The sequence below is a fragment of the Candidatus Goldiibacteriota bacterium genome (genome assembly GCA_016937715.1).
Lineage (GTDB): Bacteria > Oederibacteriota > PGYV01 > PGYV01 > PGYV01 > PGYV01.
In genome coordinates this window covers 1-17,890 of record JAFGWA010000108.1, presented here as the reverse complement: position 1 = coordinate 17,890, position 17,890 = coordinate 1, and the positions used below count along the sequence as shown (strand labels likewise).

Here is a 17,890-nt window from a genome sequence, read left to right as displayed (position 1 = left end):
TTTAAATTTTTTTGATAATTATCGCAGTTCATATATAACCTCCTGAATCATTATCCCGTTGTTAAGACCCCTAAATTGTCATCATATTAGACATCTAATAGTGCACCAACAAAAAAACGAAACGCAATATATTGCGTCTCTACATTAAAAAATAAAACACAAACACTGAATAAAAACTTTCAGCGGCGGCTCCAATCTTACTTTTTCTCTCCGGCAAGCTCTGCAAAAGCCGGAATATTGACAATCATCCATTTATAAAACGGATATATCTCATCATAAGCTTCCGGGGATAATTCTTTTTTTAGAACAGTCAGCCACCCTTCCAGTGTTGCCGAAAAATACAAATCACCAAAACCATGGCTTCCATAAACTTTGAATACCCAGATAACCGTATCCGCAATAACTTCAGGGTTAAAAGCGGTAAATAAGGAATCCATGAACATAGAGTGATTATTATTATTATCTTTCATCATTTCAAGATTGTTATTCCCCGTAAGTTCAAGAATATCTTTCCTTGCCTCCATCAAAATATTCATTTCCGCCGCAATTTTCGCCCTTTTCCCGGAATATTCACCCGTGCTTTTTTCTGAAGGCTGTTTTAACTTTTTTGCGCTTTCAACAAGCATATCCCTGTTCATTTTCCGTCACCCCTTTTTTTTGGCAAAATAAAAGTAAATTTAGCGCCTTTGGGAATTATATTTTCAGCCATTATCCGGCCGCCGTGCTGCTCAATAATTTTTTTACAGATAATAAGGCCAAGCCCCGTACTTTTGTCCCCGGAAGCTTTTACAGCGCCGGTTTTTCCGAAATATTTAAATAATGAATCCATTTTATTTTCCGGGATGCCCGGCCCTTCATCCAAGACTTCAAAAACCACATTATTTGCCTCCGTAAAAACATTCAATATAACATTTCCGCTTGCCGGAGTGAATTCAACCGCATTCCCCACTATGTTATCCAGTACCTGCTGCAGTTTCATTTTATCCGCTGAAATCACCCCGGTATCAGGGGATATATTTATATGCAGTTTAATTTTTCTGTTTTCCGCTTTAATCCTGTTCAGGTGAAGCATCTCTTCAATTTCTTTTTCAAGGCTGATATCAGAATAAACAAGCTCCAATGTCCCCGATTCAATGACAGAAACATCAAGAAAATCATTTACCAGCGCTTCCATGTGAACCGATGAAGATTCAATGGCGGTTATAAATTCAGACTGCCTTTTGCCAAGCTCCCCGGCAGCGCCGTTTAAAAGAAGGCTTGTGTACCCCTTAATAACCGTTATCGGTTTTCTTAAATCATGGGCAGCCATGCCAAGAAACCTGTTTTTCATGTCATTCATCTTTTTAAGTTCAGCGTTGCTTTTATGAAGTTCACGCGACAAATTACTTAGTTCATTATTCAGCGCAATCAATTTGGACTGAAACTCTTCTATCTCCATCACATCCATTCTTCCAAGAATCAGATACTCGCCATTAATTTCATAAAAGGAAAAATAAAAAGCTTCCGGAATGCCTTTATGGCTGTTTATGCTGAACAAGTGCTCTAAATCAGGGTTCTCTGTAAGCTGCCGGATATTCATTCTTTCAAAAAAGTCAATAAACACTTCCTTAATAGACTCTATGGGGTTTCCGTTCTTGACAAAAAGAGAGGCAAATTCATTGTAATCGGTGACTTTTCCGTCTTTTTGGACAACAAAATAAAAAATAAGGTTATTTTTATGCATGTATTCATTTACAATATTTTCTTTAGTTGTTCTCATTAATATACCTTTCAAGTTCTGAAATTGAATTTATAACAAATATTTTTTCGTATTGAACGAATTCCCCCGCGTAACGCTTTAAACCCTGCCCGCCGGCTAATATAACAAGATCAGCAAACTGCCGCCTTACAAGCTTTACGGTATTTATAAGCTGCGGCATGTTAAAATAAATACTGATAGACAGGCCTAAAACATCCGGTTTTTTATCTTTTATAAGAGTAATAAGGTTTTCAACCGGGGTATTTGCCCCAAGGAAGTACCCATGCCAGCCGTGCATTTCAAAGATGTCGGCTACCATCTTGGCGCCTATCTGATGATATTCATTTGCCAGGCAGGATATAACAACAGTTTTATTCTTATGGTCTGCTCCAAATATAAGCGGGTAAGACAAAGACATGCAGTATTCGGTTATACCGGTAGCCATGTGTTCAACCGCGGGTGTAATAATGTTTTCCTCCCAAAGCCTCCCCACTTCATACATTGCCCTCTGAAATAAATCCACATAAAGTTCTTTTAAGGTTATACCGTTTTTTATAAGATCCGCGGTTATTCCGCTGCAGGCGATACGGTTGCCGGAAATAAGATTTTCCCTGTAAGTTTCATATATCTTCTGCGTTATCATGCCGGCCATCCTAAATATATGTATTTATGCCAATGTTTCAGCTTAAAACATCACAGGGCTGTTTCTTTGCCTTTTACGTTTCCGGCATTTCAATTTTCACTTTAAACCATACTTCTTTTACCTTATATATAAATTTTACCATAAAGAATCTGCAAATACACAGTGAATTCATTACTTGTACTGCTCCGGTATTAAGTTAGAGGCTTGGAGACTGAAGTGAGTTTAAGAGAGAAATACGCAGAAACAGTAAAATCTAACCCACGCACCCTGAAGGGTACGGCTGCCATAACAAAAACTAATGCAAATCACGCAACCTGTATTCTCCGCAATATAATCTTTATTACCGCTGTTACTTGTAACCTGTCAACTGTAACCTGTAATTACCCTTCTGTCTTTAATATTATATTTTTCTTGTACTTAATCTCGTATTCATGAAGTGTTTCTATGTATTCTGTCTGAAGTTTTTCTTTTATCTTCTCCGGGACAAGCACTGCCACGTTTTCTTCAAGCATCTTTTTGCATTCATACTTTATCTTTCTCATATATTTTATACAGATATTTTCATCCGTCAGTATCCTGCCGTGGCCGTTGCATTTGGGGCATTCTTCAAAGTATATATCTTCCACCCTTCTGCTGTCGCGTTTTCTTGTAAGTTCCATAAGCCCGAATTCGCTTATATTCCCCACTTTATGAAACATCTTGCTTTTGGCAAGCTCCTGTTCCATTACTTCTTTTACCTTCTTCCTGTTTTCTTCCGACTGCATATCAATAAAATCAATCACTATAAGCCCGCCTAAGTTACGCAGGATTATCTGCCGCGCAATTTCCCTTGCGGCATGAAGGTTTACCGCAAGCAGGCTTGCTTCCACATCTTCCGCCCCCTTAAACTTGCCGCTGTTGATATCAAATACAGTCAGGGCTTCCGTTAAATCTATTTTTATGTATCCGCCTTTTTTGAAAGAAACAATATTGCTGAATATTCCTTCCACCTGCCCCTGCAGGTTATAATATTCAAACAACGGGTCATTGCCTTCATAAAGGTTCAGGTCAACCGTCCTGTTGTATGCCGTTTTCAGGTATTTTTCCATTTCTTCATATATTTCCCTTGAATCGGTCACAATTGATGACGTGTTGGAATCCAGGTATTCCCTGACTATTTTTACCGGCAGGTTCTGCTCGCAGTAAATCTGGGATGGCGCGCGCGATGAATCCGCGGCTTTCTTTACCGCCTTCCATTTTTCATGAAGTCCGCGTATCTCTTCCTGAAGGGCCGCCGCATCCGCTCCTTCCGCCTGTGTACGCGCTATAATCCCGTAATCGCCGGGGATATTATTTTTTGCATCCGCTATTATTGTCTTTAACCTGTCCCTTTCACCTTCATCTAAAATCCTTCTGGAAACACCTGTCTGTTTAAGATAAGGGCTGTACACCACATAATACCCGGGCAGCATAAGATTTGTGGTAAGCCTCGCGCCTTTTGTCTGATAGGGTTCTTTAATTACCTGTACCAGAATTTCCTGCCCTTTTTCAAATATACCTGTAATGCTTTCCTGCGGTTTTATGACCGCGGCTTCGCTTACGTCTTCAAGCATACCGGATTCGGCAATATTTGAAGAGTCAAAATACTCCCTTTCCGACAGGAATGCCGGTTTTGAATCGCCGATATCCACAAAAACAAAATTCATTCCCGCCACAAGTTTTTCTATTTTGCCTTTATAAATATTTCCGGCTTTGGCATAAACTTTTTTTTCTATAAAGAAATTACAAAGCCTGCCGTCTTCGGCTATTGCAACCGACGTATCAAAATCTTCCGAATTAATGAATATCTTTTTCATTATTTTTCCGCCTTTATATATTCCCTGTATATGTTCTGAAGCATACCCAGAGCCGTCATCGTGACGATAACCGATGTTCCGCCATAGCTTAAAAGCGGCAATGTTATGCCGGCAACCGGCATTATTCCCATATTCATTCCGACATTAACAAAAAACTGCGCGAATATCATTGTAACAAGGGCTCCTCCAAGCATTTTTCCGCCGGTAAACCTGCACAGTTTAATTATTTTAAGGGCTTCCATGATTAAAAACAGATATATCCCTATGATTATAAGTCCGCCCCAAAGCCCAAACTCTTCGGCAAGCACGGCAAAAATAAAGTCCGTATGTTTGATGGGTATAAAATTAAGCTGGCTTTGCGTCCCTTTGCCCCAGCCCTTTCCCAGCACCTCGCCTGAACCAACGGCAATCTGCGACTGAATTACATTATAGCCCGAACCCAACGGGTCAAGATGAGGGTTTACAAACGTATGAAGCCTCTGTTTCTGGTAATCATGCAGCGTGTAATACGCGACAGGAAGTATAAGAATTCCTATTATAAGAATTACCGAAAGTTTTTTTACAGGTATATTTCCAAGAAACAAAATAGCAAGCGTCATTGGAATAAGCATAAGCGCGCTTCCAAGGTCAGGCTGTTTTAATATCAAAAAAAACGGAACCAGAACAATAACTAATACAAGCATCAGATTCTTAAAAGAAAATGCTTCCTTGCCTTTTATAACAAGAAACCTTACAACTGTCGCGGCCACAACCAGTTTCATGAATTCACTTGGCTGAAAACCGTGCCCTCCAATTTTAAGCCATCTTTGCGCGCCAAGCGATGTGTGCCCCACAACAAGCACAAGAAGAAGAAGAAAAATAAACAATACAAAAAAATGGTTTGCCGCCGCTATCACAAGGTTGTAGTTAATATTGGCGACAACTATCATTAAAATAAAACCTATTCCATACCAGACCGACTGTTTTGAAAAGAACACTTTGCCGGGATCCGACTCCGCGCTGTAGATACCAAGAAGCCCGATTGCCATAAGCAAAATTGTCGCGCCCAAAAGCACCGGATTCATATCTTTTGTATACTGCCGCAGTTTTTCAGTAAGTTTAAAAAATCCCCTGAACTTTTGCATCTAAAGCTCCTTTAACGTCCTGAAATAAAAATCAAGCAGGTCTCCCGCTATAGGCGCTGCCGCTTCGCCGCCGCCGCCGCCGTGTTCTAAAAGTACGTACACTGCAATTTCCGGATTTTCAAAAGGCGCGTAACACGAAAACATGGCATGGTTATCACCGTGCACATTCTGCACCGTCCCTGTCTTGCCGGCCACTTCAATTCCCCTGACCTGCGAGGCTTTCCCCGTACCGGCCCAGTTGTTTACAACGCGCTTTAAAGCCGCCTGCATTATCTTTATATTTTCTTTTTTAACTTCAATTTCAAAAAGTTTTTTCGGCTCCGGATTCATAAAAATCCTGCGGTTATCCATTGTAACGGCTTTTAACAGGCGCGGCTGCATGGCGTAGCCGCCGTTTGCCATTGCCGCCATAATATTTAATATCTGCAGCGGTGTGCTTGTTATATAACCCTGCCCGATAGCCATCATAACTGTATTACCCGGAAACCACGGCGTCCTGGATATCCTTCTTTTCCACTCCCTTGTGGGGACAAGCCCTGACTTTTCACCGGGCAGGTCTATCCCCGATTTCTGCCCCAGGCCGAACATAACAGAGTATTTATAAAGCAATTCAACTGTCATCTTAAGCGAAACCTTATAAAAATAAATATCGCAGGACTGCTCTATCGCTTTATAAAAACTTACCCACCCGTGGCCCGTCCTTTTCCAGCATTTATACGGCCAGGTTTTTATCCAGTATATTCCTTCACAGAAAAACGCGTCATCAGTTTTAACTATATTTTCATTAAGCGCTCCGGAACCCGTTACAATTTTATATATTGACCCCGGCGAATACAATCCCTGTATAGCCCTGTTGTTAAGCGGGTTAGCTTTATCCCTTAATATTTTTTTCCAGTATTTCGCGTTTATCCTGCCGCTGAAATTATTCAGGTCATAGCCGGGCTTGGATACCATGCATAATATATCGCCTGTCTTTGGTTCAATTGCTATAATAACGCCGTTAAAATCCGTATTTTCCATAAGCTGTTCGGCATACTTCTGAAGCCTGAAGTCTATTGTAAGCACAATATTTTTTCCCTGCTGTGATTCCACTTTTTCCGCGATTTTTTTCTGCCTTCCCATGGCATCGGTAATGATATAAACAAGCCCGTCTTTGCCGCGCAGAATTTTGTCATAATAGTTCTCTATGCCCGTTTGCCCTATGATGTCACCGGGCCTGTACCCCTTATATTTGGTGTTCTTAATCTGGTTAGCCGTGATTTCTCCCGTATAACCTATCACATGGGATGCCAGGCTTCCATACGGATACTGCCGCTGAGGTTCCTGCAATACCGTGATGCCGTTTACTTCAACTGTCTTTTCCGTAAGTTCAGAAAGCTGTTTTAAGGTAAGCGCGCGCCTTAATATTATGGGTTCAAAAACATGTACCCCGCTTTCCTTCATCTTCTCTTCTATCTCTGACGGTTCTATTTCAAGCACATCCGCTATTTCCCTTATAACTTTTTCCATTTTATTATTTGTTTTAAAGTAATATGGAATTATGCCCGCCGAATACGCGGGGGAATTGGTCACAATAGCCCTGTAATTACGGTCATATATATACCCGCGGGGAGCGCTTTCCCTTACAAAAGTGACACTATTGGATTCCGCAAGTTTGGCATAATAAGCGCCTTTGATTACCTGAAGGTAAAACAGACGCCCAGCAAGCAGTATGACGGCAACCCCGGCCATCCAGCCAAAGAATTTAACCCTTAGAAAATTCTGATAAACGGATTTTATATTCTCGCGAATATCGTTTTTAACCATCTTGCCCCTTCCCCGTTATAAAGTTCCGATAATTTAAGGACAAAGATTCCGGTCAGCGAAGTTGCAAGAAAGAACTTAACGGCATAAAAAGGAAACACAGCCGAACCAATACCCCAGTAAAATAAAAAAGCGGACAGCCACTGCAAAGAGACCGCAGCCGCGGCGCCGCATACCACCATTACAGCACGGGCTATAAAATTTTCTTTATAAAAATTGGCATAAATAAACCTGAAAACAAAAAATGTCATAAGGCCGCCAAACAATCCGGCTCCAAAATAAGGCATTGTAAGCGCGTCCATGTACGAATAGAAAATAACAGCGGCAAACGCGGCGGTTACATCTTTTTTCCGCATAATAAATACAGCTGTTATTATATATGCCATGTCCACGTCGTGAATTATGCTTCCCGGCATAAAACTGTAAGCGTGCACAGCCGCGGCTGCAAGAAAAATAATTATTAAATTTAAATTTTTAATAATAAAGCTCCTTTATTTTTTACGGACTACAAGCACTTCTCTTACCGTGTTTGTATTTACATAAGGCTTAACGCGGACTACAAGTGAAAGGTTATTGCTTTTTTTGTCAACCGCTGTAACTTCGCCGATTTTAATCCCTGCCGGAAAAGAAGCGCCAAGTTCAGAAGTAAGAATCACGTCGCCCAGCTGAATATCTTCTTCTTTTGGGACGTATTTTAATTCGCATATGTTATTTCCGGCGCCTATCAGAATGCCCGCAACCCCGCTGCGTTCAACCCTTGCGCTGATGCTGCTTTTGACATCCGTTAAAAGCTGAACCATGCAGGTGGAAGCGCCCACGCTTGAAACCCTTCCAAGCACTCCACCCGGCGCGAACACACCGTCGCCTTCTTCCACGCCGTAATTTGCACCTTTATCAAGGGCGTAAAACTGAATAAACCCGCTGCCTGTGCTTATGGCATTGGCGGGCGTCCTTACCCTTTTTCCGTAAGCTTCATTGTCATTTAATGATTTTAACCGGCCAAGCCTTGCCAGTTCCGCGCGAAGCGACTGATTTTCCATGTCAAGCGCCATGTTTTTCTGGGTTAAATACTGAAGGCTTCTTCCGGATTTGAAGATCTGCTTTATGGAATTGAAAGTATCTGATGTATAATAGACAAAATCCCCTGTTTTCTGCTGAACAGAATGGGCAGCCTTAACAACAGGAGCGGCCGCGCCTTTTTTCCATGCCATTATCCCGGCGATTATGGTCATAAGTATAACCGCCGCGTAAAATAACTTCTGTGAAAGTTTAAGCCTGCGTTTCATCTTGCCTTTTAAGAAGCAATGTGCGTTTCTTCGCCTTCAAAAGAGAGCCTTCTTAAGACGTCAAGCTGCTCTTCAAGCATCTTGCCGGCGCCTTTTACGACGCATTCCTGGGGGGACTCGCCAATATGAACCGGTACTCCGGTTTCCTCCCTTAACTTCTTGTCGAAATTCCTAAGCTGGGCTCCGCCGCCGGTAAGCACAATGCCCTTGTCAATTATGTCGGCCGCAAGTTCCGGTTTGGTCTGTTCAAGCGTAAACTTGATGCCGTCAATTATTTTGGTTATCGGTTCTTCAATGGCTATCGCCATTTCATCCGAATTTATTCTTATTGTCCTGGGAAGCCCTGTTGTTAAGTCGCTTCCCTTTACATCCATTTCTTCTGTCTTGTCAAGTTTAATGGCACAGCCAATCTGAATTTTTATTTTTTCCGCTGTGCGTTCCCCGACGTGGATGTTGTATGCTTTTTTAAGATATGCCGTGATGGCATCGTCAAACTTATCTCCGGCAGTCCTGATTGAATTAAAAACAACAAGGCCTCCCATTGAAATTACCGCGACTTCCGTTGTTCCGCCGCCGATATCCACAACCATGTGGCCAACCGGATCTTCCACAGGAAGGCCCGCGCCTATTGCCGCCGCCATTGGTTCATCAATAAGGTAAACTTCCCTTGCTCCCGCCTGGATCGCGGATTCGCGTACAGCGCGCCTTTCAACCGGCGTTACGCCTTTAGGGACGGATATGGCAATTCTTGGGCTTACAAGCGAATGCCTGTTATGAACCTTTACAATAAAGTACCTTAACATTTTTTCTGTCACGTTAAAATCCGCAATGACGCCGTCTTTCATAGGCCTTATTGCCTGTACATCGCCGGGAGTTTTGCCTACCATTTCTTTAGCGGCATTACCCACAGCAATTACTTCGCGCCCTTTGTAAAGGGCTACAATTGACGGTTCTTTTAATACTATTCCTTTGCCTTTAAGATATACAAGCGTCGTGGCCGTTCCAAGGTCAATGGCCATGTCGTTGGAAAACATTCCAAGAAAATAATCCAATATCATTTTATTTTTTCCCCTTTCCCTTTACAACTTTCTTAGGCGCTGCCTTTTTAGCTGTTTTGGGTGCTGTTTTTACCGCTTTCTTTGCCGGTTTTTTATCCGCGGTCTTTTTAACTTCTGCCTTCGCTGATGGTGCCGGTACTGAAGCAGGCGACCCTTTTTTATTCATGAATTTTTCAAAATCAAAGCCGCCCCACTCTATCATTCCCTGAAGGACAACAAGCCCTATTAATAACAATAAAAGCAAAACTCCAAGAATTACTCCAACCATAATAATACCTCCCTAAAATATAAATTTTTTAATTAAGTGTTTTACCGTTGAAATCAGAAAAATTATAACAAAATAAGGGGGTATTGGCAACAGGAAAACGGAAGATCGGATGCACGGATGGACGGAAACAAAAAACAAAAACACTTAAAACAAAGTAAAAAAACGGGCCGTAAACAGCCCGTTTTTTTATCCGCATTTATAACACACCTTAACAATCCGCAAAATGCCTTCAATTACAGCATATTTAAAAACTTAAATTCACTCCCGCGTTGATGGTTCTGCCTTGCATCGGGTATTTATTAACCACCTGATATTCCCTGTTATCCAGCACATTATCCACGTTTGCGAATACTGACGCGTTTTCACTTATAATATGCCTGACAGAAAGGTCATAAATATAGTATTCTTTCATGTATTCACCCGCGTTATCCAGCCTTGAATCAATATACCTTACGCCCGCGGAAAGTTTTGTAGAAAACGGAAGTTTAAATTCCGCCTTTGCATACACACTGTCTTCAGGGCTGTATGAAAGTTTTTTGCCTGTCTTTTTGTCCCTTGCATCAAGATAAGAATATGCCCCCGTTAAAGTGATAAAATCAAACAGCACAAATTCAGCTTCAACTTCCGCGCCCATTATAACAGCACGGTCAAGGTTTTCTGCTGACGATTTATCATATGTCGCCCAGTCTGTTTCTGTCACCCACCTTATCATATCCGTTACATCCCTTCGGTAAAGCACTATTTTCTCTGAAATATTGCCCTCTTTTTTTGTAATTCCCGCTTCGTACGACATTGATTTTTCGGGTTTAAGCGCCTGATTTCCTTTTGTAGTACTGATATAACCTCCAAAATCCAGAGTCTCATCCCAGAATAAATCGCCGAACGTGGGTTCGGAAAACGCCTGTGACACAGAGGCAAAAACATCCGTGCTGTCCGCAATTGAATACCTTGCGCCGCCGCTGAAACTTGTAACCATACCATAAACCGAATGCACGTCTTCCCTTACCGCGGCTGTTAAAACAAGTTTTTCAAAAAGGTAAGCCGTAGCGTTTGTCAGCACCGCGTGATTGCCTGTTGATTTATTGCCCGTCTTTAAACTTTTGGCGCTTTTATTGGAAAATTCATACCCTCCGTAAACATTTACAGGCCCTGCTGTGTACGATGACATTACGCTTACCTTGCCTTCATTTTTGATGTGCCTGTCATCAACGTAAATGTCCGGATTTTTAAACGCAAGGTCGCCGCCCCTGTAATAACCGCTTACAACAACTTTGGTTTCGTTAAACTTCAGTGTTTCTTCCGCTCCTACGGCAAAAAGTTCATCAAACTGTTTTGCCAGAGGCGACGGCCCAAACTGATTAAACGGTATCCCCTCTTCACGTTTTATGTAATAGCCTGAAAGTTTTGAATCTATCGCGTCCCCGGAAAAAGATATTCTTGCCCCCGCAGAACGCTTGAAAAAACCGGAATTTTGCATATAACCCGGGCTCTTTTCTTCGTTTCCTGTAACTGAATATTTCACGCCCCCTATTTTATAATCCGATGAAAGGGAGTATTTCTGAAAATTATCAGAACCAAAAGAAGCGGAAATATCCGCGATTGCCATTTTCTTTTTTTCTTTAAGAAGGTTCACAACTCCCGCTGCCGCGTCAGCTCCATATATTGAAGACATTCCGCCTTTTATCACTTCCACCCTTCCTATACCTGACATTTCCACCAGATTTAAATCCACCCCCCCGGTAAAAATATCATTAAGCGGAATTCCTTCATAAAGGACCAAAGACTGCCTGGAAGACGCGCCGCGTATATTAAGCGAAGCTAACCCCTCATAAGAACCGTATTTAAGAACGGATAATCCGGGCAATTCAGACAATACATCTTCAAGTTTGACCGCTCCGGAAGCCTTAATTTTTTCTTCAGAAATTATATCAATACTTTTTGTCACAAGCCCTTCGTATTCAGCCATTTTTCTTGCGGTCACCACAATTTCCCCAAGTGAATTATCTGCCGCCGGCGTTACCGCGGCTTTGGGTTTAAAATCATACAGGCCCGTGTTTTTGCCCGGCTGCTGCTGAGGCACCTGCTGAATTGCATTATCCCCGGCCGCATTACCTCCCTGCGATTCATAAATTGACTGAATGCTGTTGTAATCACTGGTAAAACCTGTTGCCGCCGCCGAAAAAACAATAACTGCAAACAAACCTAACATTAATCTTTTCATCTTTCCTCCGTTTAATTTATATTTTTAAAAAAATATTATTTTTCCCTGTTATCTGATTACGGGACAACCCAAATCCGTCAAACGCATACGCTTCTTTAATATTATTTTCAGACAACACATCTTCAGCCGCTCCCGCAGCCATAACACTGCCTTTGTTCATAAGAACAACATTATCCGCGGTTTCAAAGACCGCGTTGATGTCATGCGTAACCATTATAACGGTTCTGCCTTCGTCCCTATAACCGCGGATTATTTCATAAACCTTTGCCTGATGCCCTATATCAAGAAAAGCTGACGGCTCGTCCAGAAGCATTGTTCCGGCATCCTGCGCCGCGGCGCGCGCCAAAAGCGCAAGCCTTTTTTCGCCCCCGGAAAGTGTCCTGAATTCACGCCCGCTTTTATCCGCCATATCAGCCGATTCCAGCGCTTTATCCACCGCTTTTATGTCTTTTGGATTTAAAAATCCAAGCACGCTGCCGTGCGGACGCCTTCCCATAGCCGCTATTTCCTTTACCGTATACGCAAATTCCTGTTCTTCCGACTGCGGCACGTAAGAAAACATTTTGGTCCTTTGCGTATTTGATATTTTTTCTATTTCCCCGCCGTCAACAGTAATACTTCCTTCATGCCTGCCGGCTATGCCCGCGATAAGTTTTAACAGCGTGGTCTTGCCTGCTCCGTTTTTTCCCGCTATAACAGTCAGAACGCCTTTGGGTATTTCAAGGGCATCAATATCAAGCGTGAAGTCCCGTCCATATTTAAAAATAACAGATGAAAGTTTTATACCGTACACTTTATTTCACCCTTTTTGCCAGAATTATAAATATAGGCGCGCCAATAAGCCCTGTTATAACCCCTACCGGAAGCTCGCCCGGAAGAAACACCGTCCTTGCAATGGTATCGCATATAAGCAGGAACAGCGCGCCGGATAAAGCGGAAGCCGGCAAAAGCAGCCTTAAATCCGGGCCTGTAAACTTTCTGACAGCATGCGGCACCACAAGCCCTATAAATCCTATCACCCCGCTTAAAGAGACCGCGGCCGCGGTTACAATACTAGCCAAAATAAAATAAAACAGTTTTAAAAATTCCGGATTAACGCCAAGGGTGGAAGCAGTTTCTTCTCCCGCGGACATTATATTAAGGTCATTGGCAAAGAAAATTCCCGCGGCAAGGGCCGCTAAAAGAAGTATTGCCGCGCCCTTTATCTGCTGATAATTACTTCCTGAAAGGTCGCCCATCAGCCAGTAAATAACCTTTACTATGTCACGGCTGTTTACCGCGCTTAAAAGCATCACAGCCGAAGACAGCATTGTGCCCGTCATTACGCCCGTTAACAGCAGGCGTGATGAATTCACCCTGCCGTCTTTAATGGAAACTGTGTAAACAAAAAATACGGCAAGCATGGCGCCCGCAAACGCCGGCGCGATTATAAAAGAAAAGCCTGATATTATCCCTATTGAAGCGCCCAATGCGGCGCCGGAAGAGATGCCTGTAATAAACGGGTCCACCAGCGAATTCCTGAACAGCGACTGCAGCGCCGCCCCGCTTATGCCAAGCATAGCGCCCACGATAACGGCAAGAATAATCCTTGGCAGCCTTAATCCGGTTATTATCATATAGTCCGGCGTTCCCTGATTACCGCCTGCCAGTATGGAAAATACCGCTGACGGCGATATCTCTGCCGAACCAATACATAAAGAGAAACCGGCAGTAATAATAAGCACGCAAAAAATTAATAAAGAAATTATAATTCCTTTTTTCATTTTATCGCGCCCTCTTGCAGTATTCTTTTAAGTTCTTCTATAGCTTCCACCACTCTGGGGCCGGGCCTCATTGTCCTGTCAAGCATCTCACCTGTAACAGCTGTTATGCCGTTATTCTTTCCTGCTATTGTCGCCGAGAAACAGGGCCTTTTCAGGAAATTTTTTTCCGGATTATAAAAAAGCAGTATTTTTTCAGGATTTGCTTTAATTATCTCTTCCTTTGATACTTTGGGATATTCACCGTCCGCGAATGCCACCACATTGCTGCCGCCGGCCGCGCTTATAAGTTTTCCGGTAAACGAATTTTCCGACACAGCCATAAGCGGCTCCCCCCATATTTCAGCATATACTTTTATTTTATCGCGCTTTTTTGATACCGCTTTATTAAGCCTCTTTTCAAACATAATAATTTTTTTCTCCGCTTTTCTGCCTCCGCCCAAAAGCGCGTTTAATTTTCTCATGTCGGACGCAATATCAGCCAATTCCCTTGGATAAAGGACAATAACGGGCACGCCCATTGATTCAAGCTTATATATGGCGCTCTTCTGCACGCCGCCTCCGGAAATTACCGCCTGCGGTGAAAGCCTTATTATCTGTTCTTCATCCGGATTCATAAAATCACCGGCTTTGGGAAGAAGCTTTGCCTGGGCGGGATAATCGCAGTTCATTGATACCGCCGCAAGCCTGTTTTCAAGCCCAAGGTAATAAATCATCTCTGTATGCGCGGGTGATATGCACACTATTTTATTCACCGGCCCTTTAACTTCCACAGTCCTGCCCACATCATCGGTTATGGACATTGAAAAAATTAAAAAAGGAGCCGCCAGCAGGCATATTATCAGAACACTTATTTTTTTCACCAAATCTCCTTGTTATTATCTATGTTCTTCATCAATCAGTACTCTATTCCTTTTCTTGCCTTTAATCCGGCTTTAAACGGGTGCTTTATCTCTTTCATTTCGGTCACAAGGTCCGCAGTGTTCTTTAATTCTTTTCCTGCCCCCCTGCCGGTCAAAATAATCTCCGTACCCGCCGGCCTTAACTTAATCAGGCGGATTAATTCTTCCTGCTTTATCAGTTTAAGACTTATAAGATGAACTGCTTCATCAAGCACAGCCATTTGATACTTACCTGAATTTATCTCTTTAAAAGTAATCTCTATATCTTCAGCCACCCTTTCTTCAAGGGCTTCCATGTCAATATTCTTCTCAAAAAACGGCGACATTTCATCAAACTTCAGGTACTTCACGTTTTCCATTGCTTTTAACATTTTTTCTTCCCCGGATTCCAGTTTCCCGTTCTTTAAAAACTGGCAGAATAGAACCTTTAACCCGGAACCGCAAGCCCTGACCGCGGCACCTACAGCTGCCGTAGTCTTGCCTTTCCCATCACCCGTATAAACCTGAACCATCCCTTTTTTCATAAACCCTCCTGTCAAGTAACAGCTGTCAACTGACAAGTTACAGCTGAAAACTTATCACTTGCTACCTGTCACTTGCTACCTGTCACTTGCTACCTGTCACCTGTCACCTGTCACCTGTCACCTGTCACCTGTCACCTGTCACCTGTCACTTGCTACCTGTCACCTGTCACCTGTCACCTGTCACCTGCTACCTGCTACCTGCTACCTGCTACCTGTTACCTGTTACCTGCTACCTGCTACCTGTTACCTGTTACCTGTTACCTGTTACCTGTCTTTACTACACTCCCTTTAAATGCTCCCTTATCTCATCCCTATCCTGTTTTGACAGATGAGAAATACTGTTAAAAAGGGTGACAAAATAGGCGTTTCTTTTTTTATTGAAATGAATCTCGGAAATAGACGCGTTGTACATCCTTAACCTTTTATAATTTTGCAGTTCCAGGACAAGCGCAAGTATACCCCTTACCACACCGCCGTGGCATACAATTACAATATTAGCCCCGTGTTTGTTTTCCTTTATGGCTTTCATAAAGCCCTTTTTTATCCGTTTAAAGAAACTTATGTCATTTTCCACGCCAAAATCTTCATCCCTTAAACCGGATTCATACTTTTTTCCTTCCAGCTGCCCGTAATGGCGTTCACGGAAAAGTTTTTCTTCCTGAATTTTGCCCTTATACCCTGATACGGCCTTTATCTGTTCAGCAGTCTGAACCGCGCGCATAAGGTCGCTTGAAATAACCGCGTCTATCTTTTTACCGCAGAATTCCCGGCCGATACGCTTTGCCTGCGACAGCCCTTTTTTATTAAGCGGAATATCTGTCTGCCCCTGAAATAAAAGCCTCTTATTCCAGTCGGTCTCTCCGTGCCTTACAAGGTAAATATTCATTATTATTCTCCGTATAAAATAAAAAAACCCGGCATCGCGCCGGGTGAAATTTCAGAATATCTTTTTCCTTTTGCGCGAAAGTACTTCCCGTTAAAGCAGTGGACCGGGCTCGCCTTTTAGGCTTTACCGTTGCGCGACAGCGCCCCGAATCTAACGGGGACTTCCCCTGCTAAAACGTCTTATGGATAAAAGTTAACACATAAGTACCCCGGTGTCAAGAAGGCGCGAGGGACAGAGGGACAAAAACACGAGGGACAGAGGGACGGATGCACGGAGGGACAGAGGGTCGGAAGTAAAGACAAAAATAAAACAAATATTGAAGATTCGAAATTCGAAAATTAGAAGAACACATACAGGGGTTGGGTGTGTTTTTTCAGTATGCGCCGCGTAAGTTCAGTATGTGACCGGCAGAAGCGTTTTAATGCCGCGCCGGCATATTTGGATGTGACGCGAGTTCACGTTTGCCAATGACGTTAACCCGCCTGTGATTTCAAATTTATTCGGATACAAGAATACCAATTTGCGGCGCGTACTGAAAAAATATACCCAAGCCCTGTGATGTCAGATGTTTGGATGCTTAGAGGCTTGGATGCTTAGTCAAATCCCAAATCAATTACAGCGGGCTGTAGACCCGCGTCTATCCTGCCTGCTTCAGCTCGCAGGCTCGCTTCAACCACTGCATAAAAATAAAAAAAGGCCCCGGATTTCTCCGGGGCCTTGGGATATTAAAATTTAGAACTATTCGCCGTCGTCACCGATTGCGGATGAAGGGCACGATTCCATTGCTTCTTTGCATGCCGCTTCCTGGTCAGCTGTCGGCTGGGCGCTTACATAAGCATATGAGCCGTCATCTTTTAATTTAAAGTTATCCGGAGCCATTCCTTCGCATATCCCGCAGGATGTGCACTGATCATCAACGTAATACTTGCCCGCGACGTTGTCCGCGTTCTTTGCTGCTTTGTTCGCCATTTCTTGTTCCTCCTTGAAATTTAAAATATGTTAATGCCTTATTATTTTTTTACCTTCTGTCATATCAATGACAGTTGACGCTTTTCCTCTGACTATCTTATCAAATTGAATACAAATATCAACATTTTTTAAGAACCCTTTATCAATATCACTGAATTTAACCGGCGTTGCCGCTCCGGAATAATTGGCGGAAGTGGCCGCAAGCGGGCTGTTTGAACCATTTATTATTGTGTTTATTATATCCAATTCAACAAACCTTATCCCTATTGTTTTTTTTATGAACTTCATTTTTTTTACGCCTTCGTGTTTCGCCTTAAATATCAGCGTATAAGGGCCGGGAAGTTTATTTTCAAGAAATTGTTTCTGGTTTTTTCCGGCAAATGCAAACTTGCTTATCTGTTTCAGCGAAGAAACAAACACCTGAAGCGGTTTGGAAAAATCCCGCCCTTTTAAATTATATATTTTTTTTACCGCTGTTTTACATTCAGCAGCACAGAAAACCCCATAAACTGTATCAGTTGGAATAACAGCAATACCGCCTTCTTTAAGCACTTCTATTACCTGTTGAAGCTGTTTATCAGTAAGAGCGCCTTTTGCCGCTTTTATTATTTTCACTAATTCTCCGGATTGATTGCTATATTAACTTCCGGACAGCGCAGGAGCGCTGTCCCTACAAAAACATCTGTTTTCGAAGGAGACGCTCTACTGCACGTCCCGCAAAACAGTATTCTGACAATCTAAATATAAACTTTTTTTACCCGTTTATTTTTTTCTAACATATACAGTATGTCTGACGATTTACTTTTTGCCCTTCAAATATGCTTTTATCCCTGACTTCTGAAGTTTATCATCTTTTTCTTCAACAGATTTAGC

At 42.6% G+C, this 17,890-nt stretch carries 18 protein-coding genes; all 18 read right to left on the bottom strand.

Features of this window, described 5'->3' with window-relative positions:
• Positions 1 to 197 precede the first annotated feature (197 nt).
• Positions 198 to 638 (bottom strand): hypothetical protein, encoded by a 441-nt coding sequence (locus JXR81_10460; protein MBN2755263.1) that lies wholly within the window; start codon positions 636 to 638, stop codon positions 198 to 200.
• The gene (locus JXR81_10455) at positions 635 to 1,759 is read right to left on the bottom strand and encodes a HAMP domain-containing histidine kinase (protein ID MBN2755262.1); all 1,125 of its coding nucleotides are present in this window, start codon (positions 1,757 to 1,759) and stop codon (positions 635 to 637) included. The genes JXR81_10460 and JXR81_10455 overlap by 4 nt, the downstream gene beginning before the upstream one ends.
• On the bottom strand, positions 1,746 to 2,381 hold the full coding sequence (locus JXR81_10450) for a cobalamin-dependent protein (protein MBN2755261.1): 636 nt from the start codon (positions 2,379 to 2,381) through the stop codon (positions 1,746 to 1,748). Before JXR81_10450 ends, JXR81_10455 begins: the two co-directional genes overlap by 14 nt.
• A 380-nt stretch (positions 2,382 to 2,761) precedes the next feature.
• Positions 2,762 to 4,216, bottom strand: a complete 1,455-nt coding sequence (locus JXR81_10445; GenBank protein MBN2755260.1) for an Rne/Rng family ribonuclease — start codon at positions 4,214 to 4,216, stop codon at positions 2,762 to 2,764.
• Positions 4,216 to 5,340, bottom strand: coding sequence for a rod shape-determining protein RodA (rodA, locus tag JXR81_10440; GenBank protein ID MBN2755259.1), 1,125 nt, complete (start codon positions 5,338 to 5,340; stop codon positions 4,216 to 4,218). Before rodA ends, JXR81_10445 begins: the two co-directional genes overlap by 1 nt.
• Positions 5,341 to 7,146: a penicillin-binding protein 2 gene (gene mrdA / locus JXR81_10435; GenBank protein ID MBN2755258.1), complete on the bottom strand. Its 1,806-nt coding sequence runs from the start codon at positions 7,144 to 7,146 to the stop codon at positions 5,341 to 5,343. It abuts the gene before it with no gap.
• The gene (locus JXR81_10430) at positions 7,116 to 7,559 is read right to left on the bottom strand and encodes a hypothetical protein (GenBank protein ID MBN2755257.1); all 444 of its coding nucleotides are present in this window, start codon (positions 7,557 to 7,559) and stop codon (positions 7,116 to 7,118) included. The genes mrdA and JXR81_10430 overlap by 31 nt, the downstream gene beginning before the upstream one ends.
• Before the next feature lie 75 nt (positions 7,560 to 7,634).
• Positions 7,635 to 8,429 (bottom strand): rod shape-determining protein MreC, encoded by a 795-nt coding sequence (mreC, locus tag JXR81_10425; GenBank protein MBN2755256.1) that lies wholly within the window; start codon positions 8,427 to 8,429, stop codon positions 7,635 to 7,637.
• A gap of 8 nt (positions 8,430 to 8,437) precedes the next feature.
• A complete protein-coding gene (locus JXR81_10420) occupies positions 8,438 to 9,484 on the bottom strand; it encodes a rod shape-determining protein (GenBank protein MBN2755255.1) in 1,047 nt (348 codons plus the stop codon).
• A 4-nt stretch (positions 9,485 to 9,488) separates the two neighbouring features.
• Entirely contained in the window at positions 9,489 to 9,755 is a 267-nt protein-coding gene (locus JXR81_10415) for a hypothetical protein (protein ID MBN2755254.1), read from the bottom strand.
• A gap of 244 nt (positions 9,756 to 9,999) precedes the next feature.
• Positions 10,000 to 11,976 carry a TonB-dependent receptor gene (locus tag JXR81_10410; protein MBN2755253.1) on the bottom strand — a complete coding sequence of 659 codons (1,977 nt, stop codon included), beginning with the start codon at positions 11,974 to 11,976 and terminating at the stop codon, positions 10,000 to 10,002.
• Positions 11,977 to 11,992: 16 nt separating this feature from the next.
• Positions 11,993 to 12,769, bottom strand: coding sequence for an ABC transporter ATP-binding protein (locus JXR81_10405; GenBank protein MBN2755252.1), 777 nt, complete (start codon positions 12,767 to 12,769; stop codon positions 11,993 to 11,995).
• 1 nt (position 12,770) lies between these two features.
• Positions 12,771 to 13,739: an iron ABC transporter permease gene (locus JXR81_10400; GenBank protein ID MBN2755251.1), complete on the bottom strand. Its 969-nt coding sequence runs from the start codon at positions 13,737 to 13,739 to the stop codon at positions 12,771 to 12,773.
• The gene (locus JXR81_10395; GenBank protein ID MBN2755250.1) at positions 13,736 to 14,599 is read right to left on the bottom strand and encodes an ABC transporter substrate-binding protein; all 864 of its coding nucleotides are present in this window, start codon (positions 14,597 to 14,599) and stop codon (positions 13,736 to 13,738) included. The genes JXR81_10400 and JXR81_10395 overlap by 4 nt, the downstream gene beginning before the upstream one ends.
• 35 nt (positions 14,600 to 14,634) lie before the next feature.
• Positions 14,635 to 15,162, bottom strand: coding sequence for a cob(I)yrinic acid a,c-diamide adenosyltransferase (locus JXR81_10390; GenBank protein ID MBN2755249.1), 528 nt, complete (start codon positions 15,160 to 15,162; stop codon positions 14,635 to 14,637).
• 277 nt (positions 15,163 to 15,439) lie between these two features.
• Positions 15,440 to 16,048, bottom strand: coding sequence for a histidine phosphatase family protein (locus JXR81_10385; GenBank protein ID MBN2755248.1), 609 nt, complete (start codon positions 16,046 to 16,048; stop codon positions 15,440 to 15,442).
• Positions 16,049 to 16,786: 738 nt separating this feature from the next.
• On the bottom strand, positions 16,787 to 17,017 hold the full coding sequence (locus JXR81_10380; GenBank protein MBN2755247.1) for a ferredoxin: 231 nt from the start codon (positions 17,015 to 17,017) through the stop codon (positions 16,787 to 16,789).
• 30 nt (positions 17,018 to 17,047) lie between these two features.
• A complete protein-coding gene (locus JXR81_10375; protein ID MBN2755246.1) occupies positions 17,048 to 17,632 on the bottom strand; it encodes a threonylcarbamoyl-AMP synthase in 585 nt (194 codons plus the stop codon).
• Positions 17,633 to 17,890 lie beyond the last annotated feature (258 nt).